Source organism: Sphingomonas sp. 2378 (genome assembly GCF_038084995.1).
Classification (GTDB): Bacteria; Pseudomonadota; Alphaproteobacteria; order Sphingomonadales; family Sphingomonadaceae; genus Sphingomonas.
In genome coordinates, this window is record NZ_JAXCMJ010000005.1 from 93,594 (window position 1) to 119,207 (window position 25,614).

A 25,614-nucleotide genomic window follows, 5' to 3' on the forward strand; every position below is an offset into this window, starting at 1 on the left:
CTCTTTCGAGCAGCGAGGGTTCCCGGCGGGGTTTGGGGGTTTTCACGCTTCCGTTCACGCGGCCATTCCCCGTTGTAATAGCTCGATCGCCAGCACCATGACATAGGCCCCGCCCAGCGCCGCCGTCCCGCCAAGGAACAGTTTCATCCGCTGCGCCCGCGCCGTCGCCTGCCCACGCGTCACCACTTCGCCGATCGCGCCGATCACCGGCAGGCCCATCGTGCGCTGAAGCGACTGGGGCGTGGTGAAGGTCTGGCGCAGCTTGGACAGGGCGAAGGCCGATCCGATGCCCAGCCCCAGTCCCGCCGCGAAGACCATGCTCAGCAGCAACATGCGGTTGGGCGCGGTCGGCGCGCGGGAATAGGTCGGCGGGTCGATCAGGGTGAAGCGCATCGCATCCGTCTGGTTCTGCGCCTGTCCGCGCAGCGCGACCTGTTCACGCTGGCGAAGCAACTGGTCGTAGCTGTCCTTCAGCACCTGATAATCGCGGTCGTTCGCGCCCTGCGCCGCCACCGCCTCGGGATCGCCGGACAGGCTGGCGTTCAGTCGGTCGAGATCGTTCTGCAACTGCGACTTGCGGATTTTCAGGCTGGCGAGCTGCGACTGCTTCTCCGCCGCCATCGACTGGAGCGACATATAGAGCGGATTGGGCTGCCCCCCCGCCGCGCCGCCCGCCGGTTCGGCGCGGACCGCCGCCTGCGCCGCCGACAACTGGTTCTTCAGCGCGACGACATCGGGATGGTTCTCGGTATAGCCCCGCGCCCGTGCGTCGGAGAGCTGGCCCTGAATGGCCGCCAGCCGCGCGCGCGCCGGGCTGACGGCGACGCCGCCGCCTTCACTCACCGTGCGCGGGGTGCCCGCCAACTGCCCCTGCACCGCCGCGAAGCTCGACTGGGCGGCGGCCAGATCGCTGTCCACCTGCGCCATTTGCGAGCGGGCCAGACCGATCCGGTCCGCGACCGAGCCCGTCCCCGGCAGCCCGCCCAGGAACTGGTTCTGATATTGCGCGCGCCGCGCCTCCGCAATCTCAAGCTGTTTCTGCCGGTCGTTCAACTGCTTGTCGAGAAAGGCGAGGCTTTGGTTGGTGTTGTTGCGATCGCCGACCAGATTGGATTCGACGAAGATGTCGATCAGCTTCTGCGCGACCTGCTGCGCCAGCTTGGGGCTGGACTGGGTCACGGTCAGTTGAAAGATCGTGTCCTGCTGGTTCTCGATCTTAATCGCCTGCGCCAGCGACGAGACGCGCGCGGCGACATCCGCATCGCTCGACACCGTGCTGGCCAGATCGGTGCCGCGCACCACCTTTTGCAGGTTGATTGCGGAGATCAGCGTCTGGCGCACCCGGTCGACCGAATCCATGTCGTTCGGCTGGCCGTTGGTCATGCCGTCGGGCAGGATCTGCGAATTCTGGACCGCGATGCGCGCGCGGGATTCATATTTGCTGGGGATCTGGGCGACGAACAGCCATCCCAGGATGCACACGGTCCACGCCACCGCCAGCGCCAGCCAGCGGCGTATCCATATGGCATGGATCGCGATGCGGATTTCGTCCTGAATGCTCGACACCGGCGATCGACCTCAGAACATCGATTCGGGGATGATGATGACGTCGCCGGGTTCCAGCCGGACATTGGCGCTGGAGTCGCCCTTCCTCAACAGGTCATTGATCTGCAACGCGAATTCCTGCTGCTTGCCGGTCGCGCGGTCGGTCCGCACCAGCTTCGCTTTGTTGCCCGCCGCATATTGGTTCAGCCCACCCACCGCGATCATCGCATCGAGCAGCGTCATGTTGGCGCGGTAGGGGATGGCGGCGGGCTTTTCGGTCGCGCCGACGATCCGCACCTGCTGGCTATAGGTGCCCGAGAAATTCTCGACGATCACCGACACGATCGGGTTGGAGACATATTCGGACAGCGCCTTCTTCAGATCCTCCTGAAGCATGGCGGGCGTCTTGCCCACGGCGGGCATGTCGTTGACCAGCGGCGTGGTGATGCGGCCATCGGGGCGTACTTGGACCTTGGTCGACAGATCGGGATTGCGCCACACGAAGATGTTGAGCGTGTCGAGCGGGCCGATCACATATTCCTCGCCCGGCTGCTCCTTGCGCGCGACATAGCCGGCCGAGGGCAGCTCGGCCTTGGTGCCGCCGGTCGAACAGGCGGTCAGCGTCGAGGCGGCCAAGCCGACGAGCAGAAGGGGACGGGCGAACCAAGCCATGCGAACAAGTCTCCTGAACCTTCCGCGCCACAGGTCACGAAAGGCAAATTGCGCATGGTCCGCTATGACACCCAATAGGTGAACAGAGCGTTATGCCCTTGCGAACGGACCCATCTCTTCCCCGGCGGGGGGGTGGCCCAGAAACGCGGCGGGGCTGGCCGAGGCGCCATAAGCCCCCGCCAGAAAGATCGCGACGATATCGCCGACCCGCCCGGACGGCAACGCCACCCGGTCGCCCAGCCGGTCGAGCGGGGTGCAGAGCGGACCGACCACCGACACCGTCTCCACCGGCTCCGCCCCCATCACATGAGCCAGCGCCAGCGGATAGTTGCGACGGACGACGGTACCGAAATTGCCGCTCGCCGCCAATTGATGGTTGAGCCCGCCCTCGAGGATCAGGAACGTCTCGCCCCCGCTCTCCTTCCGGTCGATGACGCGCGCCAGATAGACCCCCGCCTCGGCGACCAGCCAGCGGCCCAGTTCGATCGCGAAACGGCTGTCGGCCAGGATCGCGGGCCGCGCGTGCAGCGCCTGTTCCAGCGCCTCACCCACCCGCGCGATGTCGAGCGCCGTGTCGCCCGCAAAGTAAGGAACGCCGAAGCCGCCGCCCAGATTGACCAGCGGCGGCGCCTGCCCCGCCGCCTCCGCCAGCCGCGCGGCGAGCGCGATGGTGGCGGCCTGCGTATCGATGATCGCCTGCGGGTCGAGCGCCTGGCTGCCCGCATAGATGTGGAAACCGCGCCAGTCCGCGCCGCCCGCGACCAGATGCCGGACGAGCGCGGGCACCCGCTCCGCATCGATGCCGAAGGGCGAAGGCCGCCCGCCCATCTTCATCCCTGATCCGCGCAACTCGACATCGGGATTCACCCGGACGGCAAGGCGCGGCCGTATCCCCAGCCGCTCGGCAATGGCGAGCGCGCGGGTCGCCTCGCCCTCCGATTCCAGATTGAGGGTGATGCCGCCCCGGATCGCGGCGGTCAGTTCCGCGTCGCGCTTGCCGGGCCCGGCGAAGCTGACCGGCTTGCCCAACCCCGCCACCTTGGCCAGTTCGCCCGCCGAGGCGACATCGAACCCGTCCACCATCTCCGCCATGACCGACAGCAGCGGCGGAAACGGATTGGCCTTGATCGCATAATGAAGGTCGATCGACGGAAAACCGGCCCGAAACCGGGCGACCCGCCCGGCGACGATGGCGGGATCATAGACGAAGAGCGGACCGTCACGCCCGCGCATCCAATCCTCCGCGCTGCGCCCGGCGATGGTCAGCGCGCCCTGCTGAACGGCGAATTCGGGGGGGATGGGGCCCATCGGCTTCATCGCGTCATATCCTTGTCGAGCAGTTCCCGGCGCAGCGCGGCGCGGTCCAGCTTGCCGTTCGCGTTGCGCGGCAGTTCCTCGCGCCACGCGAACCGGGCGGGCTGCATGAAATTGGGCAGGTCGCGCTTCAACCGGGCGCGCAATTCGGGTTCCTGGGCGGGATCGCCCGCCAGCACCACGACGATCGCCTGCCCCTGTGCCTCGTCCGCCACGCCGATCGCCACCGCCTCGCGCGCTTCGCCGCCGGAAAGCACCGCCTCTTCCACTTCCTGCGGGCTGATCCGGTTGCCCGCGACCTTGATCATCTCGTCATCGCGCCCGACGAAGCGGAGCAGGCCGTCCGTCCCCTCCACCACCGTATCGCCCGACCAGACGGCGCGGGGCCAGCCCGGCGCGGGTCGGAAGCGCTGCGCCGTCCGCTCCGCATCGCGCCAATAGCCTTGCGCGACCAGCGGCCCGGCATGGACCAGTTCCCCCGGCTCGCCCGGCGCGGCGCGCATCCCATCGGGGCGCAGCACCATCACCTCGGCAAAGGGGATCGCCCGGCCGATCGCATCGGGATGCGCATCGATCAGCGCGGGGGCCAGATAGGTCGAACGGAACGCCTCGGTCAGCCCGTACATGGCATAGAGGTCCGCCGCCGGAAAACGCTCCCGCAAGCCCCGCACCAGTCGCGGCGTCAGCGCCCCGCCCGAATTGGTCAGTCGGCGGATCGGCGCGATGGCTTCCTCCGGCCAGGCGCTGGCCAGCAACTGGGTCCAGAGCGGCGGCACCCCCGCCAGGGTCGTCGCGCCGACCCGCGCCACCGCCTTCACCACATCGCGCGGCGTCAGATAGTCGAGCGGCGCGACCGCGCCCCCCGCCGCCCAGGTCGAGAAAAGCTGGTTCTGCCCATAATCGAAACTGAAGGGCAGGACGGCCAGCACCCGGTCGTCGGGCGTCAGTCGTAGATACTCGGCGACCGAGATCGCCCCGAACCACAGATTGGCGTGGCTCAGCATCACCCCCTTGGGCCGCCCGGTGGAGCCCGAAGTATAGAGGATCGCCGCCAGCGTATCGGGATCGGCGGCGGACCGGGGCAGCGCGTCGCCCTCCCCCACCTCGGTGAACAGACGGACGCCCCCGGCGAGATCGCCCGGCTCCAGCGTCGCTGCGCGCGGGCCATGGGTGAGCAGCATCGCCGCCCCGCTATCGGCCAGGATATGCGCGACCTGCGCGCGCTTGAGCAACGGATTGACCGGCACATGGACCAGCCCGGCGCGCGGCGCGGCCAGCGGCATCAGCGCGGCGGCCCGGGTCTTGGGCAACCAACTCGCCACCCGGTCGCCCGGCGCGAAGCCCAGCCCCGCGAGCCACCCCGCCAGCCGCCCGACCGCATCCTCGACCGCGGCGAAGGTCAGGGCCGCGTCACGCTCGATCAACGCAGGGGCATCGCCCGCGCCGCGCAGGACATGGTCGATCGGATAGGCGGTCGGATCGAGGGTCATCGGGCCATTTACATGGCGCCGGGGGATAAAGTCGAGCGCATGGGGGTGTGGGATGAGGTGAGGTCCGTCCGCGCGTATGGAGGCGGCTTCGCGCGCGGCGGATGACCCCTCAACTCCCCTCCCGCAGGCGGGAGGGGCCGGGGGAGGGCCTGGGTCTCCTGCCATCGCCCCATAACCCCGCACCCTCACCCCAACGCCAGACAACCGACCGACGCACTCCGCCACACACGGCGTCCCCTCCCCCAACCCCCTCCCGCCTGCGGGAGGGGGCTTCGCGTGCGGCGGGCTTACCGTTCCGACGCCATCGGGAGCCGCCCCTGCCCTCCGCACAGCTCGGTTGCCCAACGCGCGCTGCCGCTCTAACGCTGTCGCCAAGACACGAACAGCAAGGCGACAGGGTTTGGAACTCCAGGCGAGCGGAAATGTGGAGGCGACGGTACGCGGCGTGCTGGCCGATGTGCTGGGGCTGTCGCAGGAGCGCGTGGAGAGCTTTCGCGCCGATACGCCGCTGTTCGGCGCGCTGCCCGAGCTGGATTCAATGGCCATCGCGGGCGTGCTGACCGAACTGGAGGATCGCCTGGGCATCCTGATCGAGGATGACGAAGTGGACGGCGAGATGCTGGAGACGTTCGGCCAGCTCGTCGCCTTCGCCAGCGCCAAGGCACCCGCTTGATCGACCATTATGACTGGCCCGGCGGGCGCGAGGCGATGTTGCGCTTCGGCCCGGCCCAGGGACCGGTCGTGCTGGTCGCATTGCCCTTCTGGGAAGAGGCGAACCGGACGCGCGCGCTGGCGGTGGCGATACTGCGGCGGCTGGCCGATCACGGTATCGGCGGTGCGTTGCCCGACTGGCCGGGGACGGGCGAGAGCCTGATCGACACCGAGAAAGCGACCCTGTTGCAATGGCGTCAGGCGCACGAGGCCGCCGCCGACACGCTGGGCGACCGGCGCTGTTACGGCGTGTCGATCCGGGCGGGTACGCTGGTCGATAGCTTCGGACTATTGTCCGGGCGCTGGCATCTGGCGCCGATGACGGGCGAGGCGGTGCTGCGCGACGTGATCCGCCTGCGCGCGGCGGCGGGTCTGCGGGGGAACGAACATGGGCTGTTCGGCGCGGAGTCTCCGGTTCGCATCGCGGGCAATCGCGTCTCGCCGCATTTCCTGGCGGAACTGGCGGGGGCCGAGCCCTATGACCAGCCGGGCGTGCCGCGCCGGGTCGTGCGGCTGGGCCACGACCGCGCTCCCGCCGATCGTACCATCGACGCCGTCCCCCCCTGGCGCCGTGCCGAGCCGCAGGAAGACCCGGAACTGGCCGCCACGCTGGCGCAGGATATCGCGGAGTGGATCGCATCATGCGAAGGCTGATCGCCTTTCCCTGCGACGGGGCGACGTTGCTCGGCACGCTGGACGAAGCGGACGGCGATACCGGCCTGCTGATCGTCTCGGGCGGGAACGAGCCGCGCATGGGCGCGCATCGCGGCCAGGCGATGCTGGCGGCGCGGATCGCGGCGCGGGGCTATCCGGTGTTCCGCTTCGACCGGTGCGGCGTCGGCGATAGCGAAGGCACCAATGGCGGCTGGGAGTCGAGCGGCCCCGATATCGCCGCTGCCGTCGCCGCCTTCGCCCAAAGCGCCGGCTGCACCCGGATCATCGGCTTCGGCAATTGCGACGCCGCCGCCGCGCTCGCCATGTTCGGGCAGGCGGCGGGGCTGGATGGCGTACTGCTGTCGAACCCCTGGCTGTCGGACGAGCCCGATCCCCTGCCCCCCGCCGCCGCGATCCGCCGCCATTACGCGCGCAAGCTGGCCGATCCCGCCGAATGGCTGCGGCTCGCACGCGGGGCGGTCGACCTCGCCAAGCTGCGCCAGGGACTGACCAAGATCGCCGCGCCCCCCGCCCCGCTCGACGAGACCGCCGCGCCGTTGCTGGGCGCGATCGCGGGCTGGGGAACGGACGCGGCGATCGTCATCGCGCGCGGGGACGCGACCGGCGTCGCCTTCCGCGCCGCCGCGCGCGGACAGGCCTTTGCGATCGAAGCGCTGCCGACGGACTCGCACAGCTACGCAGACGCGCTCGACCATTTGGAGCGAGCCATCCTCGCGCGCTTGTCGGGCCCGGTATCGGACGGGGCGAGCCGCTGGCGCGATGGGTCCACGGAACCCCAAAATACCGACTAATACGTTTTAAGATAACGCTTTTTACCGGAACGCCTCCTCGCCCTGCCCATTGGACCGGGCGAGGAGAGACGGTCCATGAACGAACGCCCTACCCCACCCCAGCCCGAACAGCAGCAGGACATGCCCGGCGAGACCGAGGCGATGACCCCGCGCCCCGATCATGGCGAGCATAGCTATATCGGCCATGGCAAGCTGACCGGCAAAAAGGCGATCATCACCGGCGCGGACAGCGGCATCGGCCGTGCCGTCGCCATCGCCTTTGCCCGCGAAGGCGCGGACGTCGTGATCTCCTATCTGTCGGAAGACGAGGATGCCGCCGAGACCCAGCGACTGGTCGAACAGGCCGGGCGTAGCGCGCTGCTGATCCCCGGCGACGTCAGTGATCCGGCGCATTGCCGCACCATTGTCGAGCGCGCGGTCCAGACCTTCGGCCGGGTTGATATCCTCGTGAACAACGCCGCGCACCAGGCGAGCTTCCAGGCGGTGGAGGACATCAGCGACGAGGAGTGGGAAGTCACCTTCGCCACCAACATCCACGCAATGTTCTATCTGGTGAAGGCCGCGCTGCCGCACATGGGCGAGGGGGCGTCGATCATCAACACGACCTCGATCAACGCCGACAAGCCCAACCAGCAACTGCTCGCCTATGCGACGACCAAGGGCGCGATCCACAATTTCACCGCTGGCCTCGCGCAGATGCTGGCCGAGCGGGGTATCCGGGTCAATGCGGTGGCGCCAGGGCCGGTCTGGACCCCGCTGATCCCCTCCACCATGCCGCCCGAGGCGGTGAAGAGCTTCGGCGAGCAGACGCCGATGGGCCGCGCCGCGCAACCCGCCGAACTCGCGCCCCCCTATGTGATGCTGGCCAGCGACGAGGCCAGCTACATCAGCGGCGCGACCATTCCCGTGACCGGCGGCACCCCCTTCCTCTGACCCTGAAACGCAAGGAGCGATGATCCATGGCATCCCTACCCAATGACGTCGTCGCGGCGGTCTTCGTCGCCGGGCTGAAGAACGCGCACGCGGTCGAGCATCAGGCCTTGGCGCTGATCGACCGGCAACTCGACCATCTGTCCAATTATCCGGACGTCGCCGATCATCTGCGGATGCACCGGGGCGAGACCGAGCAGCAGATCGTCCGGCTGGAGGATATCCTGGACGGCTTCAACGAGAGCCGCTCGCTGCTGAAGGACGCGGCGCTGACCTTCTCGGGCAATATGGCGGCGCTGGGCCACACCTTCGCCCCGGACGAAATCCTGAAGAACAGCTTCGCGAACTTCGCTTTCGAGAATTTCGAGGCGGCCAGCTACAAATCGCTCATCACCATCGCCGATGTCGGCGGCTTCGGCAGCGCCACGCCGCTGCTCACCCAGTCGCTGAACGAGGAACTCGCGATGGCGGCCTGGGTCGATGACAACAACGCCGCGCTGACCCGCCGCTACCTCGAACGTCGCGCGGCGGGCGAAACCGCCAGCCACTGATCCCCACACCACCGACCACGCGAGGCCAATCATGTATTATCACGACAAACGCCTGCAATATCCAGTCCGCTGCGAGAGCCCCGACCCCTTGTTCGCACGCATGTTGCAACAGGCCATCGGCGGCGTGGAGGGCGAGATCCGCGTCTGCATGCAATATTTCTTCCAGGCCTGGGGCAATCGTGCGCCGACGCCGAAGTACCGCGACATGCTGCTCCACACCGCCACGGAGGAGATCGGGCATATCGAGATGCTGGCGACCGCGGTCGCGCTCAATCTCGACAAGGCACCCGCCTCGCTTCAGGAAGAGGGCGCGGCGGACGGCATCGTCGGCGCGGTGATGGGCGGCGGCAGCGCGCGTCACGCGATCGAGGGCGCACTGCACAAGCATATCCTGTCGACCGGCCTGGCCGCACAGCCGGTGGATTCGGACGGTATCCCATTCAACATGAGCCATATCTATGCCAGCGGAAACGTCGCCGCCGACATGTATTGCAACGTCGCCGCCGAGAGCACCGGGCGTGTGCTGGCCACCCGCCTCTACAACGCCGCGCATGATCAGGGCATGAAGGACATGCTGCACTTCATGATCGCGCGCGACACCATGCACCAGGAGCAGTGGCTGGCGGTGATCGAGGAACTGGGCGAACAGGCGTCGCTCCCCATCCCCAACTCCTTCCCGCAATCGCAGGAGAGCCAGGAGCATAATTACGACTTCTTCGTCACCTCGGTCGACGGCACCTATCCGGAAGGCCGCTGGACCAAGGGGCCGAGCGTCGACGGCAAGGGCGAGTTCACCGTGTTCCGCAACGAACCGATGGGCGAGGAACCCGTACTCGGCCCCGCCCGCCCGGACAGCAGCGCCCAGGCCGAGCAGATCGGCGAGAGACTGTAAAATCCTCCCCGGCGCGAGGAGGATCGAACCGCCCCGGCCGCATGGCCCGGGGCGGTCTTCGTATCAGGCCCCGACCGGCATCGTCTTGCCCGTCGTCCGGTCCAACGCCCGCGCGGTCAGCAGGTCCAGCGCGGTAGCGAAGACCACGAAGCCGATCGCGCCCCACACGGCCCGTTCCTTTGGCTAACGTCGGGCCGATACGGCCAGCGTCCCCAGATCGAGCAGATCGCCCGCCACCCGGTTCCACACCCGCGCCGAATGGGCCGGGGCCTGGAGCAGGCCGACGCCCGCCATCAGCTCGCGCACGCCATAGGCCTTGACGGTGCCGCTCCCACCGGGGACGGAGAGGCGGTCCGCGATGCGCCGCGATGCGAAGAGTTCGGCCGCCCCCAGGGCGAGCGAGAACAGGCCGAGGCCCAGGCTGACGGATTTGGCGTTCATGATGATCCCTCGTCGATGAGATAGGTCTTCGGGCAACGCGGGCACCCCTTAGGCTTCTCCACAAATCGATGTATGTCAGTTACTTAATGCCATCATCCGTGGCGGGGGTGGATCGCTCCGACACCATCCGGCACTTGCCTCCCCCGCCTCGCTCGGCCAGTCTGATGCGATGATCCTTCCCCTGCTCCTCGCCGCTGCCGCGACGCCCGCCGCCACGCCCTCCCCCGCCCGACTGAAGGCCGATGTCGAGGCGCTGGTCGGCTTCGGCACGCGGCATACCGCCTTCACCACCACCGATCCCAAGCGCGGCATCGGCGCGGCGCGCGACTGGACGGCCAGGCAGTTCGAGACGATCGCGCAAGGGTGCGACGGCTGCATCAGCGTCGAGCGGATCAATCGCCGCTTCACCGGCCCGCGCGCGCCGAACGGGGTGATGGTCGAGGATGTGCTGGGCATCCAGCGCGGGCGGGATCCGGGCCGCGTGGTCATCGTGGGCGCGCATATCGACAGTCGCGTTACCGATGTGATGGACGCGACCTCCGACGCGCCGGGGGCCAATGACGATGCGTCGGGCGTCGCGCTGGTGCTGGAAGCGGCGCGGCATCTGTCGAAGCAGCAATTCGATGCGACCATCGTCTATGCCGTCTTCTCGGGCGAGGAACAGGGGCTATGGGGCGCGACGCTGCTCGCCGATACCGTGAAGGCGCGGGGCTGGCGGGTGTCGGCGATGCTCAACAACGATATCGTCGGCAACACGGTGGGCCAGGGCGGCGTGCGGGAGGCGCGCTGGGTCCGCGTCTTTTCCGAAGGCATCCGCTCGTCCGAGGACCTGCCGCAGCAGATGCAGCGGCGCGGCAATGGCGGGGAGGATGACGGGCCCAGCCGCGCGCTGGCCAAGGCGATCGACGGGGTGGCGGACAAGCTGGGCGGGCTAGACGTGTTTCTCGACCGGCGGCCCGACCGCTTCGGGCGCGGCGGCGATCACGAACCGTTCCTCAAGCTCGGCTATCCCGCCGTCCGCTTCTCGGTCGCGAACGAGGATTGGAACGCGCAGCATCAGGATCTGCGCAAGGAAGGCACCACCGCGTTCGGCGACACCATCGACAAGATGGACTTTCCCTACCTCGCGAAGGTGACGGCGATCAACATCGCCACCCTCGCCCGCCTCGCCGCCGCCCCGGCCGCCCCGGACAAGGTGACGATCAGCGGCGCGCTGTCGCGCGATACGCAGGTGGAGTGGGCGGCGGTGCCGGGCGCGGTCCGCTACCGCGTGCACTGGCGGCGCAACGATGCGCCAGACTGGACCCAGTCGCGCGACGTGACCGAGACGAAGACGCTGCTGACCCAGATCCCGGTCGACGATCATTTCATCGGCGTCTCCGCCGTGGCGGCGAACGGTGCCGAAAGCCTCGTCACCTTCGGCGGGCGTTAATCGGGTTAACCAATGCGATGAATTGGGATGCCGCCCCGAGGGAGTGGACGGGGCGGCATCCCGGTTTTCAACCCGGCGTCTCTCGGGTTGAAATCCCCCCTGGGGGAGAGCGTTAGCGACGCACCACCCGACCCCGCGCGCGCATCCGGCGCGGCGCGGATCGAACCGTCTCCGTCGTGGTGGTTGTCGTTGTCGTGGTAACCGGTGCCCCCTGTACCACAACCGTCGTCGTGGTGGGAGCCGGATAATAATAACCTCCATCAAAGTAACCCGGCTCGCCCGATGCGAGCGTGCCGACGGTCGTCGTGGTGGTCACGGTCGTACCGTCGCGGGTCACGATGCGCCGTCCCATGGCGGGTGGCGGCGGTGGCGGTGGCGGTGCGTCATCGTCGCGATAGGCGTAATCGGGGGCTCCGTAATCGTCATGCCCCGGCGGCATGGCGCGCCGCCGATCCTCCGCCCGGTCGATGGCATAGCCCGCCGCCGCGCCGACACCCGCCCCGATCAAGGTACCGCCCAGCCTGTTGCCCTGCCCCGCGACCACATGGCCCGCGACACCGCCCGCGACCGCGCCGATCGCGGCACCGCCCAGTCCGTCGTCGCGACGGGCGGGCGGCCTGGGCGGCGGATATCCCGCACCGGCATAAGCGGGCGCTCCGCTGCCGTCCCAGTCCACCCCCGGAACGCTGTCATAGACCGCACCGCGCGAGTCGATCAGGATCGCATCGTCATAATAGCGCGACCAGCGATAGCCGACCGGCGGCTGCGGCAGCGGATAGCTCGCCCAATCCTCGACGACGAAGCGCCGGTCGTTCCAATAGGCGGGCACCACCATGCCGCGCATCGGACGGCGATAGGCCGACCAGCCGCCCGGCGCATTGGCACCACCCCACCAGCGCCCGCCGATCCGGCTGCCCCAGCGGGCCGCGCGCGGCGGGGGCGTGCCGACCGTGCTGGTCGTGACGACCGGCCGCGTCGAGGCAATGGGAGACGCCCCGGTATCGGGGCGCGGATAGCGCGCGCCAGCCTGACCGGCCGCCGGGGTGCTCAGCATCAAGGCGATCGACATGGTGGTCGACGCGGCGATCAGATGCGACGTTCTCCGCATGGCGAGAGCCTGTTCCCCTGGATCATGACAAGGACAATCATGACAAGGACGTCACGGGAAACGCCTTTGCCGAAACACGCTTTGATATCAGCGCCCTGACGCTACCGATAGCGTCGCCGCGCGTCCCGAATCGGGTCAGGTGGATCAGCGGGGACCGGCGGCCAGTCGCGGGGCCAGGAGCGTCATCAGGGCCTCGCAGCCCGCCTGATCCTCCGCATCGAAGCGTCCCGGCACCGGGCTGTCGAGGTCGAGCACCCCGATCACCTGCCCGTCATGAACGATCGGCACGACCAGTTCGGAGCGGCTGGCCGCGTCGCAGGCGATATGGCCCGGAAATTCATGGACATCGGCCACGCGCTGCGTCCGCCCGGTGGCGACCGCCGTGCCGCACACGCCCTTGCCCACGGCGATGCGGATGCACGCCGCCTTGCCCTGGAACGGCCCCAGGACGAGTTCACCCTCCACCATTCGATAGAAACCCGACCAGTTGAGGTCGGGCAGATACTGGCCGATCAGCGCGGCGGCATTGGCCATGTTGGCGATCGCATCCTGCTCGCCAGCGGTCAGCGCGTCGAGCGCGGCGTGAAGGTCATGATAAAGCTCCGCCTTCGATCCGGCGGCAATGTCAAACTGGTACATGGGCGGTGATGTAGGATGAAGCGCGCCGCCCGTCATCCCCGGACGATCTTTTTGACGTTCCACGCGGCATCGTCGCGCCGACGGGAATCGTCAGGAATAATCGACATTCATACTGCTGCTTCCCTCTCCCCTGGACAGGGGAGAGGGTTAGCGGAGCTTGCCAGCCTGCTGGCTAGCGCAGCTTGGGTGAGGAGTTGAGCGAGCCGCAGGCTCGCGCGCGCTCCGCGCGCCCACCCCTCACCCAGCTCCGACTAAGCCTTTGCTCTCGCAAAGACCAAGTCTGCGCAACCCTCTCCCTCTATGAGGGGCGAGGGAAAAGAAGGGCATATCTGAATGCCGATCCGGCCTCAGACAAACCCGTCACGCCATCCCGGCGAAAGCCGAGCTCCCGTGAGGCAGGGGTTCGCGCCGATCAGAGCGCCAGATCGGGATGCCGGTTGGGGCTGACCCGCGTCGCTTCGGGACGGGGCGCTTCGGTAACCGTAGGCGCGCTGACCGGCGGCGGCGCGAGCGCCAGTTGCAGCGTTTCGGCGGTCGCGGACCATTCATGCGCCAGCAGGTCGCGATCCTCATTCAGCGCGGTGCCATAGCTCGGCACGATCTCGCGAATCTTGGCCTGCCAGGCCGGGGTGGCCAGACGGTCGGGGAAGACCTTCTTGATGAGGTTGAGTATGATCGACGGCGCGGTCGAGGCACCCGGCGACGCACCGAGCAGCGCGGCGATCGATCCGTCCTTCGACGCGACGATCTCGGTGCCCAGCTTCAGCACGCCGCCCTTTTCGGGATCGCGCTTGATGATCTGCACCCGCTGCCCCGCCTGCCACAGCCGCCAGTCGCCGTCCTTGGCGTTGGGGAAATATTCCCGCAGCGCGTTCATCCGGTCTTCCTGGCTCATCATCAGCTGCCCGGCCAGATATTCGACCAGCGAGAATTCGTCCCAGCCGACCGCCAGCATCGGGCGGAAATTGTCGAGCGTCACCGACTTGGGCAGGTCGAAATACGACCCTTCCTTGAGGAACTTGGTCGAGAAGGTGGCGAAGGGGCCGAACAGCAGCACCTGCTTGCCGTTCAGATAGCGGGTGTCGAGATGCGGCACCGACATGGGCGGCGAGCCGACCGTCGCCTTGCCATAGACCTTGGCCATGTGCCGCCTGGCGATGGCGGGGTTCTCGGTGACCAGGAACGAGCCGCCGACCGGGAAACCGGCATAGTCGTCGCCCTCGGGAATGCCCGACTTCTGGAGGATGGGCAGCGCGCCGCCGCCCGCGCCCGCGAACACGAAGCGCGCGGTAATGATCCGCTTCTCGTCGGTCTTGCGGTCACGCGCGGTCACGCGCCACGTACCGTCGGCGTTCTTTTCAAGCGAGCGGACCTCATGGCCGGTGGTCAGGGTCACACCGGGCTGGCCCTGGAGCGCACGGATATACTGGCGCGTCACCTCGCCCCATTCGCAATCGGTGCCCAGCACCGAGCGGGTGGCGGCGATCTTCTGCCCCGCCTTGCGCCCCTCGATCATCAGCGGCACCCACTGGGCGATCTGGCGCGGATCGGTGGTGAACTCCATGCCCGAGAAGAGCGGGCTGGCCAGCAGCGCGGCATGACGCTTCTGGAGGAAGGCGACATTCTCGTCGCCCCACACCAGATTCATGTGCGGGGTGGAGTTGATGAAGCTGCGCGGGTTCTTCAGCACGCCGGTGCGGACCTGATGGCTCAGGAACTGGCGGGTGACCTGGAACTGCTCGTTGATCTCGATCGCCTTCTTGATCTCGACCCGGCCGTCTGCCTCGTTCACCGGCGTATAGTTCAGCTCGCACAAGGCCGTGTGGCCGGTGCCCGCATTGTTCCAGCCGTTGGAGCTTTCCTCCGCCACCTTGTCCAGCCGCTCGACCAGCTCGATCGTCCAGTTGGGCTCCAGTTCGCGCAGCATCACGCCCAGCGTCGCGCTCATGATCCCGCCGCCGATCAGCAGGACATCGACCTTATGCTCAGACCCTGCCGCTTCCGCCGCGAAGGGCGCGACCGCCGCGCTGCCCGCCGCCAGCGCCGAGCCCATCATCGCACGGCGAGTGATCCCCTCGCGCGCCGCACCCGTAGGGCCCTCGCCCCGCTTCTGATTGTCATTCCGCATGTCAGACGCCTTTTCGCTACCGCCCCGGGACGACCCGGCGCCAGACATGTCGCGCGGGCCCCGCCATGGGGTTGATGTCATTCGGGCGTCGCGTTCCGCCACCGACACGCAGGGCGGAATGCGGCCGTGCCCGGCCTCATCATCCTCGCCTCGATATTGCATTCGATATCTTTGATCGCCCGCATAGCGGGCCGTGACGCGGTGTCCATATCCCGACGATCGCGTCATCCGCACCTTTGTCGGCGCAATGCTTTAACCAGTATCGGGATCGACCAAGGGCAATTCAAGCGAATGATCCGCATTATTCCCGGCATGGTCTCTATCCCACCCCATAGGGCAAAAAGCGCGGGGCCGCCTGCCCGAGCCTGCTTGCGCGCATGATTTTATTGTCCTACAAATCGCGCTAGAAAAAATTTTGGAGAGGCCGTGCCCACCGTGCCATCAGACATGACGCCCGCCTATATCGCGATCGACTGGGGCACGACCAATCGTCGCGTCTATGTTCTGGCCGATGACGGCGCGATGCTGGATACGGTGCGCGACGATCGCGGTGTGCTGGCGATGCAGCCGGAGGATTATCCCGGGGAGATCGCGGCGATCCGGATGCGGTTCGGCCCCTTGCCGATCATCGCGGCGGGTATGGTCGGCTCGACGCGCGGCTGGCGCGAGGCCGCCTATGTCCCCGCCCCCGCCGACCTGCCGACCCTGGCACGGGCGGCGACGCGGATCGCCGAGCATGACGTGACCATCGTCCCCGGCGTATCGCTGCTGACCGACACCCGCGCCGATGTGATGCGCGGTGAGGAGGTGCAGGTGCTGGGCGCGATCGCCGCCGGGCTGGCCCCCGCCGATGCGCTGTTCGCGCAGCCGGGTACGCACAACAAATGGGTCCGTACCGAGGGCGGTCGGATCACCGATTTCGCGACCACCATGACCGGTGAGCTGTTCGCGCTGGTCAAGGGCCATGGCATCCTCGCGGGGATGCTCGACGGTCCCGTCGCGGACGGCCCGGCCTTTCGCGACGGCCTGTCGCGGGGCAGCGGCGCGTGCGACCTGACCGCCGCGCTGTTCGGGGTGCGCGCCTCGGTCCTGCTCGGGCGGATCGCGGCGGAGGATGCCGCCGCCTATGCCAGCGGCCTGCTGATCGGCAGCGATATCGGCGCGGTGCCGGATATGGCGGGCCACCCGGTCCATCTTTTGTCCAGCGGTCTTCTGGCCGACCTCTACACCATCGGGATCGAGGCGCGCGGCTGCACCGTCGTCGCGCTCGACAGCCATGCCGGTTTTCTCGCCGGACTTCACGCCATTCGGGAGCATTTGTCATGACCGACCCCGCCAGCCTTTTCGCCAAGGCCTTCGCCGCCTGCCCGCTGGTCGCCATCCTGCGCGGCCTGACGCCCGACGAGGCGATCCCGGTCGCCGATGCGCTGGTCGAGGCGGGCTTCACCCTGATCGAGGTGCCGCTCAACTCGCCCGATCCGTATGACAGCATCGCCGCGATCGCCGCGCATGTCGGGGACAGGGCGATCGTCGGTGCCGGCACCGTGCTGACCACCGAACAGGTCGATCGGGTGAAGGCGGCGGGCGGCACCCTGATCGTATCGCCCAACACCGATATCGAGGTCATCGCGCATAGCGTCGCGCAAGGGCTGATCTCGCTCCCCGGCTATTTCACGCCCTCCGAAGCTTTCGCCGCGCTGAAGGCGGGTGCGCATGGCCTGAAGCTGTTCCCGGCCGAGGGCGCATCGCCCACCTTCCTCAAGGCGCAGCGGGCCGTCCTGCCGCGCGACGTGGCGGTGCTGGCGGTCGGCGGCATCACGCCCGACAACATGGCCGAATGGCGCGCCCACGGCGCGGACGGATTCGGCCTGGGCTCCAACCTCTATCGCGCGGGCAAGCCGGCGGCGGATGTCGCCGTGTCGGCGCGCGCTTATGTCGAAAAGGCACGCTGATACCGATGACCGACACGATCCGTCTCGCACTGGTCGGCATGGGCAAGATCGCCCATGACCAGCATGTCCCCGCCATCGCGGGCAACCCGGCCTTCGAGCTGGTCGCGACCGTCAGTCGCTCGCCCAACGGGGTCGAGGGCGTGCCGCATTTCCACGACATCGACGAACTCGCGCAGAGCGACGTGAAGGTCGACGCGGTGGCGCTCTGCACGCCCCCGCAGGTCCGCCACACCATCGCCGCCGCCGCGCTGGCGAGCAATTGGCACGTCTTCCTCGAAAAGCCGCCGGGCGCGACGCTGGCCGAAGTGGCGGTGCTGGAGGAACTGGCGGCCAAGGCGAACGTCACCCTCTTCGCCAGTTGGCACTCGCGCTATGCGTTGGGGGTCGAGCCCGCGCGCGAATGGCTGTCTGCCCGCAAAGTCACCTCGGCGGCGATCACCTGGCGCGAGGATGTTCGCCAATGGCATCCGGGTCAGGCCTGGATTTGGGAAGCCGGCGGCTTCGGCGTGTTCGATCCGGGCATCAACGCCCTGTCGATCGCGACGCATATCATGCCGGAACCCTTCTTCATCGAGCGCGCGACCTTGGACTTCCCGGCCAATCGCGATGCGCCGATCGCCGCCGATGTCGCTTTCCGCACGACCTCGGGCACGCCGGTGACGCTCGACCTCGACTGGCGGCAGGAAGGCCATCAGAGCTGGGACATCGTCGTCGAGACCGAGGACGGCACGCTGAAGCTGGCCGAGGGCGGCGCGGTGCTGACCCTGCCCGACGGCTCGACGCCGCACCATGAGGAAGGGCTGCACGGGGAATATCCCGGCCTTTACGCGCGTTTCGCGGAACTGGTGCAAGGCGGGCGCTCGGACGTCGATATCGCGCCGCTTCGCCATGTCGCCGACGCCTTCATGCGCGGCAAGCGGCGGGAGGTGGAAGCCTTCGTGGAGTGACCGCAGTCCCGTAGCCTTCGACTTCGCTCAGGCTGAACGGAGGCTGGGATATCCTCGAACCCCGTTCGCACTGAGCGAAGTCGAAGTGCACGCCCCGCCCAAAAAAAGAAGGCCGGTTGTCCCCAGGGACGACCGGCCTTCTCAGTTCAGGGATTGGCGGAGCGTCGAAACACTCCGCCGGGGGGAAGGTCAGAAGTTGATCGTCGTCCCGATCGCGATCTGGCGGCCCAGCGCGTCGTAACGCTGCGGCGCGGTGTTGGTCCGCGACAGGGCGACCTGATACGAGTTCGGGATGATCGGCGGCGTCTTGTCGAACAGGTTGTTCGCGATGATGCGGAACGCGAACTTGCGCGCCACATTCCACGTCAGCGCCAGGTCGAAATAGCTCTGCGGCGCGATCCGGGCGAACGTGTTCTGGAACCGCTCGGGCGTGCCGCCGATATCGGGGTTGCCCGAATTGTTCGCGGTGGTCAGCGAGCCCGTATAGCGCCAGTTGAACGAGGCGTTGAACGTCCGGTCCGGCGTCGTCCAGGTGGTGCGCAGCGTGTGCGCCCATTTCGGAACCAGCTGTCCGCACGAAATCCCGTTCGAGAAGTAACCCGCGCAGTTATACTGAAGCCGCAGCGGCGAGTCCTGCCCACCGGCCAGCGTCGACAGCGAGCCGTTGAAGCCCCAGTCCAGGCGACCGGCCCCGTTCAGGTCCAGCGAATACTGACCCTGGAAGTCCCAGCCATTAGCGAGCGTGCGGTAATAGTTGGTCGTCCCCTGCCGCACGAAACCGGCCGTGGGATTGCCCGCCGGCGCGTTGCCGATCGACCCCGTGGTGGGATCTCGAACGATGCCGTTGCAGAAGAACGGATCGCCGTTCGACGCCAGACAGCCCTGCAGATAATAGTCCGCGCCGTTATAGCCCAGCGAGTTGACGATCCGCACCTGATACCGGTCCGCCGAGAAGACCAGGCCGGGAATGAAGCTTGGCTTCACGACCAGACCGAAGGTCAGGGTGTAGGCGGTTTCCGGATCGGCGGTGAAGCCGCCCGAGCGCGTCGTGCAACCCTCGGTCGGGCAGAGCAGCGAGGTGCTGCCGTACAGATTGTCCGCCAGCCCCGTCTTGCTGCACAGCTCGCGTGAGCCCAGCGGCGTGGTGGTGACGGTGCCGTCCGGCAGCGTGCGCGACACCGGCGCGCAGAAGTCGGTCAGCGTGGTGTTGCGGCCATAGTTGATCTGCGTCGCCTGCCGGATCTCGATCACCGTCGGCGCGCGCTGCGCCTTGTTGTACGAGGCGCGGAAGGTGATGTCCGCAACCGGCGCGTACAGCCCTTCGATCTTCCAGGTCGAGAAGGTCTTGGGGTTGGAGCTGTACTTCGAGACGCGGAAGCCGCCATTGGTCTGGAGCAGATGCGCGAACGGCTTGTTCTGGACCAGCGGCGCCTGGAGCTCGATATTCGATTCCCAGACATCCTGGCTCAGCCGTGCGTCCTGGTTGCCGAACTGCGCGACGAAACCGGCATCGGCTTCGGAGATCAGGCGATCCTTGCGATATTCGGTGCCCAGCGACACGGCCAGACCGTCATCCGCCCAGGGCGTCTTGATGCCATAGGTGGTCAGGTCGCCGTTCACCACCGCGATGGCGTCGAACAACTGCGTCACCTGGCGGCGAAGGCCCGTCGCGCCGCTGGTGAACAGATAGTTGGTCAGCGCATTGCTGCCCGAACCCGCGCGGAACGCATCGAAGGGGATGCAGTTGGGATCGCTGCCGTCGATGACCGAGCGACAGGTGGCCACGCCGTTGACGTTGACGACGTTCAGCGAGCGGTTGACCCGGTCGTTCTGCGACGTCGGGCCCAGATACCACTCCTGCTGGTTGCGGGCATAGACGCCGCCAATGTCATAGGACCAAGCCTCGCCGATCTTGCCCCGGACGCCGCCGGTCGCACGGAAGCCCATGTTGACGAAGCGGTCCGCCTGGGCGGGCTGCCCGTCGAAGCGATAGCGCACGTCGAGCGGCACGAAGCCGGTGCTGCCCGGCGCGCAACCCAGCGCACCCGCCTGGCCGCCCGACAGGAAGGGATTGTCGCAATTCACCTGATAGGGCGTCGTGCCCGCCACGGTGTAGGAATAGACCCGGCGCGGGGTCGGGTTCTCGGAGGTGTCGCGGAACCAGATACCGTTGCCATAGATCTCGACTTCCGGCGAAATCTTGAAGTTGACGAAGCCGCCCGCCGTGTAGCGCTCGTTGGCGCGCTGGAAGGACACGTCGTCATAGCCATTCGCGGCATTGCCCGCACCGGGACCAAAGGGAACGAAGCCACGGTCGCCGTTGGGATTGTTGACATATTGCGCGTTCGCGTTGGGACCGGACAAGGGCGACACGAAACCGCTGCGCGAATAGGTCGACAGCGGCGAGCAGGACAGCGCCGAGTCCTTGGTCAGCTGCGCGATCGGGCAGGCGGCATAGGAACGCGCGCCGTTCTGGACCAGGTCGGCCTGGCGGTAGTTGACGAAGCCCGACACGTTCAGGCGGCCGTCGAACAGCTTCTTGCCCGCCGTCAGCGTCAGGTCGGCACGACCACCGTCATTGGTCAGGCCGCGCGGGCTGCTGAAGCCCGCCGCCGTGGCGATCGGCGTGACGATGTTGCTGGTGTTGTTATGGTTGTAGAAATTGTAATTGCCGTCGAGGCGAAGCCCCTCGAAATCCTTGCGCAGGACGAAGTTGACCACGCCCGAAATCGCGTCCGAGCCATAGACCGACGAGGCACCGCCCGACAGCACGTCGACGCGCTCCAGCAGGGTGGCCGGGATGATGCCGGTGTCCTGGCCGTTCTGGGTGCCCAGACGCTTGCCATCGACCAGCACCAGCGTCCGCTCGAAGCCCAGACTGCGCAGCTTGATCCGCTGGCGACCGTCGGAATCGGCATAGTTGGACTGGGCGTCGGGTGCGACCTGCGGCAGGCGGTTCAGCACTTCCTCGACGTTCAGCGGGGCCTGGGCCTGGATGTCCTGGCGCGTGACCGAGGTGATCGGCGCGGCCGATGCGAGATTGGGCCGGGTGATGCGGGTGCCGGTGACGATCACCTCGCCCCCGCTGCTGGCCTGCGGCGTGCCGGTGATCGCGGCAGACCGGGTGGCGGCGGCATCGGCGCTCAGCGTGGTGTCGCGGTCGCGGCTGTCGGTACCCTCGTCCTGCGTGGCGGTCGATCCGACCTGCTGCGCGATGGCGGGCGCGGCGAGCATCATCGACGCGGCCGACAGGGCCAACCATGATGCGGACTGCTGGATTCTCATACGTCTCCCCTTCGTCCCGGCTGATGACCTGCCGGGTGCGGGGAAAGGACAATTGTTTTGTCGTATTAGGTCAATACCTAATGCATACCTATGCAACACCCATCACGACATTATCCGAGCGGTGTAACCATAAAGACACAATTTCAAACGATTTCAGTGATCTGAGCATCGATCTGGCAATGTTTCGACACGATATGGCAGCCGCGCCGACGTTCCTTCGCGAAGGGGACGTACCTGATTCGGGTTATTGGTCCCACATAGGTTTTGTCGGCGGGCTTGCGGGCTTCGTAATCCCCGCGCACAATCGGGCCCGATGTCACGTGCCCGGAACGGCATATTGGGGGAGCAGGCGAATGCAGGACGGACGGCGGGGATTTCTGGGCGGCATGGCGACGCTCGCCGGGATCGGTGCGGGATGGGCGGCGGCCCCTGCCCGCGCCTTCGCGCAAGCGGCAGGCGCGCGCGCGACGATCGTGTCGACCTGGGACTTCGGCGCCCCCGCCAACGACGCGGCCTTTGCCGCGGGCCGGGCGGGCGGATCGCTGATCGACATGGTCGAGGCGGGCGTGAAGGTGCCCGAGGCCGATCCGAACAACCATTCGGTGGGCTATAGCGGTTATCCCGACCGCGACGGGCATGTCACGCTGGACGCGGTCATCATGGACGATGCGGGCGGGGTCGGCGCGGTCGCGGCGCTGGAGGATACGGTCCACGCCATTTCGGTCGCCCGCGCGGTGATGGAGCATACGCCGCACACCTTCCTGGTCGGCGAAGGCGCGACCCGCTTCGCCCGCGACCGGGGCTTTCCCAAGGTCAAGCTGCTGACGCCCGAGGCGGAAAAGGCGTGGCGCGACTGGCTGAAGACCCAGAATTACCGCCCCGTCGCCAATAGCGAGACCGGCACTTACGGCGCGGGCCGTCCGGGTACGCCGGGCGGCGCGCTGGACCATGACACGATCGGGATGCTCGCTCGCGATGCGCAGGGCAGGATGGCGGGGGCGTGCACCACCTCCGGCATGGCGTTCAAGATGCGCGGGCGGGTCGGGGACTCGCCGCAGGTCGGATCGGGCCTGTATGTCGAGCGCGGCGTCGGCGGCGCGACTTCGACCGGACTGGGCGAGGAAGTGACGCGCACCGTCGGCACCGCCCGCGTCGTCGCGTCGATGCGGCACGGGCTGTCTCCGCAGGCGGCATGCGAGGAAGCGGCGAGGCACATCGCTTCGCTACGCGGCGATGCGATCAAGGGCGTGCAGGTCGGCTTCCTGGCGATGGATACGGGCGGCCGGATCGGGGCGTTCTGCCTGTTGCCGGGCTTTACCTATGCGGTGACCGACGCGGCGGGCAGGACACGGGTGGAAAAGGCACCGTCGCTGTTCAGGGCCTGAATCTCCTCCCCGGCACGGGGAGGGGGACCGCCGCGAAGCGGTGGTGGAGGGGGCTCTCCGCGAGGGATGTCCTATGAGGAAGCCCCCCTCCGTCATGCCTTGGGCCTGCCACCTCCCCCGTATCGGGGAGGATCAGAGGTCCTCACCCCCATCGGCAATCAGCGCGTTCAGATCCCGCAGCGCCTTGACCAGCCCCAGCCCCCGCGGCCCCGCGATATAGCGCGGCGCCCATTCGGGTTGGAACTTCTCCTTATACGCCCGCAACCCGCGAAAGCCGTAGAAGCGCTCCCCGTGGCGGAAGACCAGCGCCGCGACCTTCGCCCAGGTCGGCGCCATCCGCCGCCCGCCGACGCCTGACAGCGGCGCCAGCCCCAGCGCGAACCGGGCATAGCCCTCCGCCCGGCCCCACAGCATCAACTCGACGAACAGATAGTCCATCACCCCGCCGGGGGCGTCCTCGACATGGCGCATCAGATCGACCGACAATTCGCGGCGATCGCCCGCCTTCCAGATATTGGCGAAGGCGACGATCCGCCCCTCGACCCGCACCACCGCGCAATCGGTCAGCGCCAGATAGGCGGGGTCGAACCGCCCCAGGCTGAACCCCTTCTCGCCATGTCCCTTGGCCGCCAGCCAGTCGTCGGACACGAACTTCAGTTCGGGCAGGATGGCGGGCACCTGGGCGGCGGGGACGATGGCGAAGCTGGCATTCTCGCGCGTGCGAAAGCGGTTGAGCGTCTGGCGCAGGCCGCGCATCCGCCCGCCCTCCAGCGCGAAGCCGCCCAGGTCGATCAGCGCCTCCTCGCCATATTTGATGATCTGGAGCCCCATCTCGATCGCGACCTCCAGCGCATCGGGGGTGATCTGGTATAGGAGCAACCGCCCCTGCGCCGCATCGGCCAGCGTGCGAAGCTGCCACAACAGATCGGCCCAGGCGGCACGCGGGCCGACCGGATCGCCCATCGCGATCCAACTGCTGCCGCGCACCTGATACATGACGAAGGCGTCGCCTTCGGGAGAGAAAAGGAAACGCTTGTCGCCGAGCAGCGCCAGCGCGGCATCGGTCCGCTCGGCCTGTTCGACGACCGCCAGCACCCGTTCCATCGCCGGGTGATCCGCCTCCCCCTGCGGCGCGGCCAGGAACAGCCGCCACAGCCCCGCCGCCGCCAGCATCACCGCAACGCCCAGCCCCGCACGCAGGAAGCGCGAGGCATCGTCCGACAGCGCGAAACGCCACCATAGGGCTTCCTGATAATCGACATGCTTATAGGCGAAGAAGCCGATCCAGCCGGTGCCGACGATCACCACCGCGACGCTGAACAACCAGGCGGGCGACAGCGGCCGCGCGACCAGCGAGGTCCGCCGGTAGAAGGCGCGGCGGCTCATCTGGAGGAGCAGCGCGATGGTCAGGCAGACCGCCGCCTCCTCATAATCGATCCCCTTGGCCAGCGAGAAGACCGCCCCCGCGACGAGCAGAGCCCGCGCCGCCAGGCTCGCCCCGTCCAGCCGCCGGTACAGACCCGGCGCGAGCAGCAGCAGGCCGGTGCCGACCAGGCTGGCGGCGAAGTGCGACGCCTCGATAAAGGGCAGCGGCACGATATGGACAAGCTGATGCACACGCTGCGGAATGGCGGGCAGCGACCCCGAGAGCAGCAGGATCGCCCCGCCCCCAAAACAGGCCGCGCTGAGCAGGGTCGGCGCAACGCCCAGCAGTACCCGGCGAATGTCGCGCAACGCCTTGATCGGCCGCCGCCGCGCCTCGTCCCACGCCAGCAGCGCGATACCCAGCGCCAGCGGCGCGAGATAATAGAGGACGCGATAGGCGATGAGCGCGGCGAACAGCTCGGTCCGGTTGGCGGGCACGGTCGCCAGCACCACCGCCTCGAACACCCCGATCCCGCCGGGCACATGGCTGACCAAGGCGACGATGATCGCCAGCGCATAGGCCAGGATGAAGGCGGGCAGCAGTTCGGGCGAGGCCCCCGGCAACAGCACGAACAGGGCCGCGCTGGCACAGGTGAGGTCCAGCGTGGCGATGCCGATCTGCGCTACGGCCTGCGCTGGGGTCGGCAAGGGCACGCTCCAGGCGCGCCAGCCGACACGCTGTCCGGGCCGCAAGGCGCAGAGCAGGATCAGCAGCAGCGCCCCCGCCACCACCGCGCCGCCCAGCCAGCGGACGATCCCCTGCCCCAGCACAAAGGCTTCGAGCGTGATCGGCCCCTCATGGAAGAGCAGGCCCAGCCCGGTGACGCTGAACACCCCGAACCAGAAGGTCGCGCTGGCGATGGCGATCACCCGCGCGATGTCGGGCCCGTCCAGCCCGGCGGCGGCATAGACGCGGTAGCGCGCCGACCCGCCGGTCAGCAGCGCCAGCCCCAGATTATGGCTGAGCGTATAGCTGGTGAAGGAGGCCATCGCGGCGGTCCGCCAGCGCTGCGGCCGCCCGATCACGCGCAGTGCGATCACGTCGTAAAAGGTCAGCGCGACATAGCTGGCGATAGTGAAGGCGACCGACAGGGCGATCTGTTGCGGATCGATCGCGTAGAAGGCCGACCGGACATCGGCCAGCCTGATCTGCCGCGTCAGGTGATGCAGCGCCGACAGGCCCAGCGCGACCAGCAGCACGACCGCCCCGACCGCCAGATAGCCGCGCCGCGCCCGGGCATAGGCGACGACCCGATCGAGCAACGGCACCGGGCGGACCGTGTCCGTCACGACGCCCAACC

At 67.9% G+C, this 25,614-nt stretch carries 21 protein-coding genes; 11 read left to right on the forward strand and 10 right to left on the reverse strand.

Going from position 1 to position 25,614, the window contains the following annotated elements:
- Positions 1-54 precede the first annotated feature (54 nt).
- From SM191_RS04430 to SM191_RS04445, 4 genes are all read right to left on the reverse strand, one after another.
- The gene (locus tag SM191_RS04430) at positions 55-1,566 is read right to left on the reverse strand and encodes an XrtA system polysaccharide chain length determinant (protein ID WP_341505149.1); all 1,512 of its coding nucleotides are present in this window, start codon (positions 1,564-1,566) and stop codon (positions 55-57) included.
- Between the two features lie 12 nt (positions 1,567-1,578).
- Positions 1,579-2,217, reverse strand: coding sequence for an XrtA/PEP-CTERM system exopolysaccharide export protein (locus tag SM191_RS04435; RefSeq protein WP_267435567.1), 639 nt, complete (start codon positions 2,215-2,217; stop codon positions 1,579-1,581).
- A 90-nt stretch (positions 2,218-2,307) separates the two neighbouring features.
- Positions 2,308-3,534: a pyridoxal-dependent decarboxylase, exosortase A system-associated gene (locus SM191_RS04440; protein WP_341505150.1), complete on the reverse strand. Its 1,227-nt coding sequence runs from the start codon at positions 3,532-3,534 to the stop codon at positions 2,308-2,310.
- Positions 3,531-5,021, reverse strand: coding sequence for an AMP-binding protein (locus SM191_RS04445; RefSeq protein WP_341505151.1), 1,491 nt, complete (start codon positions 5,019-5,021; stop codon positions 3,531-3,533). Before SM191_RS04445 ends, SM191_RS04440 begins: the two co-directional genes overlap by 4 nt.
- 424 nt (positions 5,022-5,445) lie before the next feature.
- Between SM191_RS04445 and SM191_RS04450 the strand changes: the two genes are divergently transcribed.
- The 6 genes from SM191_RS04450 to SM191_RS04475 all read left to right on the forward strand — a co-directional run bounded on the left by SM191_RS04450 (position 5,446) and on the right by SM191_RS04475 (position 9,571).
- Complete coding sequence (locus tag SM191_RS04450; RefSeq protein WP_341505152.1) at positions 5,446-5,694, forward strand: acyl carrier protein; 249 nt, start codon at positions 5,446-5,448, stop codon at positions 5,692-5,694.
- Complete coding sequence (locus SM191_RS04455) at positions 5,691-6,386, forward strand: hypothetical protein (protein WP_341505153.1); 696 nt, start codon at positions 5,691-5,693, stop codon at positions 6,384-6,386. Before SM191_RS04450 ends, SM191_RS04455 begins: the two co-directional genes overlap by 4 nt.
- The gene (locus SM191_RS04460; RefSeq protein ID WP_341505154.1) at positions 6,374-7,198 is read left to right on the forward strand and encodes a hydrolase 1, exosortase A system-associated; all 825 of its coding nucleotides are present in this window, start codon (positions 6,374-6,376) and stop codon (positions 7,196-7,198) included. Before SM191_RS04455 ends, SM191_RS04460 begins: the two co-directional genes overlap by 13 nt.
- A 75-nt stretch (positions 7,199-7,273) precedes the next feature.
- Positions 7,274-8,131, forward strand: a complete 858-nt coding sequence (locus SM191_RS04465) for an SDR family oxidoreductase (RefSeq protein WP_306999536.1) — start codon at positions 7,274-7,276, stop codon at positions 8,129-8,131.
- A 26-nt stretch (positions 8,132-8,157) separates the two neighbouring features.
- Positions 8,158-8,679 carry a ferritin-like domain-containing protein gene (locus SM191_RS04470; protein WP_306999534.1) on the forward strand — a complete coding sequence of 174 codons (522 nt, stop codon included), beginning with the start codon at positions 8,158-8,160 and terminating at the stop codon, positions 8,677-8,679.
- Positions 8,680-8,710: 31 nt separating this feature from the next.
- A complete protein-coding gene (locus SM191_RS04475; RefSeq protein WP_341505155.1) occupies positions 8,711-9,571 on the forward strand; it encodes a manganese catalase family protein in 861 nt (286 codons plus the stop codon).
- A 183-nt stretch (positions 9,572-9,754) separates the two neighbouring features.
- Here SM191_RS04475 and SM191_RS04480 read toward each other — a convergent pair whose 3' ends face one another.
- Positions 9,755-10,012 (reverse strand): hypothetical protein, encoded by a 258-nt coding sequence (locus SM191_RS04480; protein WP_341505156.1) that lies wholly within the window; start codon positions 10,010-10,012, stop codon positions 9,755-9,757.
- 169 nt (positions 10,013-10,181) lie between these two features.
- On the opposite strand from SM191_RS04480, the gene SM191_RS04485 reads away from it, so the two are divergent.
- Positions 10,182-11,444 carry a M20/M25/M40 family metallo-hydrolase gene (locus tag SM191_RS04485; protein ID WP_341505157.1) on the forward strand — a complete coding sequence of 421 codons (1,263 nt, stop codon included), beginning with the start codon at positions 10,182-10,184 and terminating at the stop codon, positions 11,442-11,444.
- Between the two features lie 112 nt (positions 11,445-11,556).
- Here the strand turns inward: SM191_RS04485 and SM191_RS04490 are convergent, their stop codons facing one another.
- The 3 genes from SM191_RS04490 to mqo form a co-directional block, all read right to left on the reverse strand.
- On the reverse strand, positions 11,557-12,552 hold the full coding sequence (locus SM191_RS04490; RefSeq protein WP_341505158.1) for an RcnB family protein: 996 nt from the start codon (positions 12,550-12,552) through the stop codon (positions 11,557-11,559).
- 144 nt (positions 12,553-12,696) lie between these two features.
- Positions 12,697-13,191 carry a GAF domain-containing protein gene (locus tag SM191_RS04495; protein ID WP_306999524.1) on the reverse strand — a complete coding sequence of 165 codons (495 nt, stop codon included), beginning with the start codon at positions 13,189-13,191 and terminating at the stop codon, positions 12,697-12,699.
- A 412-nt stretch (positions 13,192-13,603) separates the two neighbouring features.
- Positions 13,604-15,319 carry a malate dehydrogenase (quinone) gene (gene mqo / locus SM191_RS04500; RefSeq protein ID WP_341505159.1) on the reverse strand — a complete coding sequence of 572 codons (1,716 nt, stop codon included), beginning with the start codon at positions 15,317-15,319 and terminating at the stop codon, positions 13,604-13,606.
- Between the two features lie 435 nt (positions 15,320-15,754).
- Here mqo and SM191_RS04505 point away from each other — a divergent pair, with 435 nt between their 5' ends.
- Genes SM191_RS04505 through SM191_RS04515 form a run of 3 tightly spaced genes read left to right on the forward strand, consistent with a single transcriptional unit; the run spans position 15,755 to position 18,218 of the window.
- Positions 15,755-16,645, forward strand: a complete 891-nt coding sequence (locus tag SM191_RS04505) for a 2-dehydro-3-deoxygalactonokinase (RefSeq protein WP_341505160.1) — start codon at positions 15,755-15,757, stop codon at positions 16,643-16,645.
- Positions 16,642-17,271, forward strand: a complete 630-nt coding sequence (locus SM191_RS04510) for a 2-dehydro-3-deoxy-6-phosphogalactonate aldolase (RefSeq protein ID WP_341505161.1) — start codon at positions 16,642-16,644, stop codon at positions 17,269-17,271. The genes SM191_RS04505 and SM191_RS04510 overlap by 4 nt, the downstream gene beginning before the upstream one ends.
- 5 nt (positions 17,272-17,276) lie before the next feature.
- The gene (locus SM191_RS04515) at positions 17,277-18,218 is read left to right on the forward strand and encodes a Gfo/Idh/MocA family protein (protein ID WP_341505162.1); all 942 of its coding nucleotides are present in this window, start codon (positions 17,277-17,279) and stop codon (positions 18,216-18,218) included.
- A 189-nt stretch (positions 18,219-18,407) separates the two neighbouring features.
- Here the strand turns inward: SM191_RS04515 and SM191_RS04520 are convergent, their stop codons facing one another.
- Complete coding sequence (locus SM191_RS04520; RefSeq protein WP_341505163.1) at positions 18,408-21,503, reverse strand: TonB-dependent receptor plug domain-containing protein; 3,096 nt, start codon at positions 21,501-21,503, stop codon at positions 18,408-18,410.
- A 353-nt stretch (positions 21,504-21,856) separates the two neighbouring features.
- On the opposite strand from SM191_RS04520, the gene SM191_RS04525 reads away from it, so the two are divergent.
- A complete protein-coding gene (locus SM191_RS04525; RefSeq protein ID WP_341505164.1) occupies positions 21,857-22,888 on the forward strand; it encodes a N(4)-(beta-N-acetylglucosaminyl)-L-asparaginase in 1,032 nt (343 codons plus the stop codon).
- A 132-nt stretch (positions 22,889-23,020) separates the two neighbouring features.
- Here SM191_RS04525 and mprF read toward each other — a convergent pair whose 3' ends face one another.
- Complete coding sequence (mprF, locus tag SM191_RS04530; protein WP_341505165.1) at positions 23,021-25,603, reverse strand: bifunctional lysylphosphatidylglycerol flippase/synthetase MprF; 2,583 nt, start codon at positions 25,601-25,603, stop codon at positions 23,021-23,023.
- Positions 25,604-25,614: the final 11 nt, after the last annotated feature.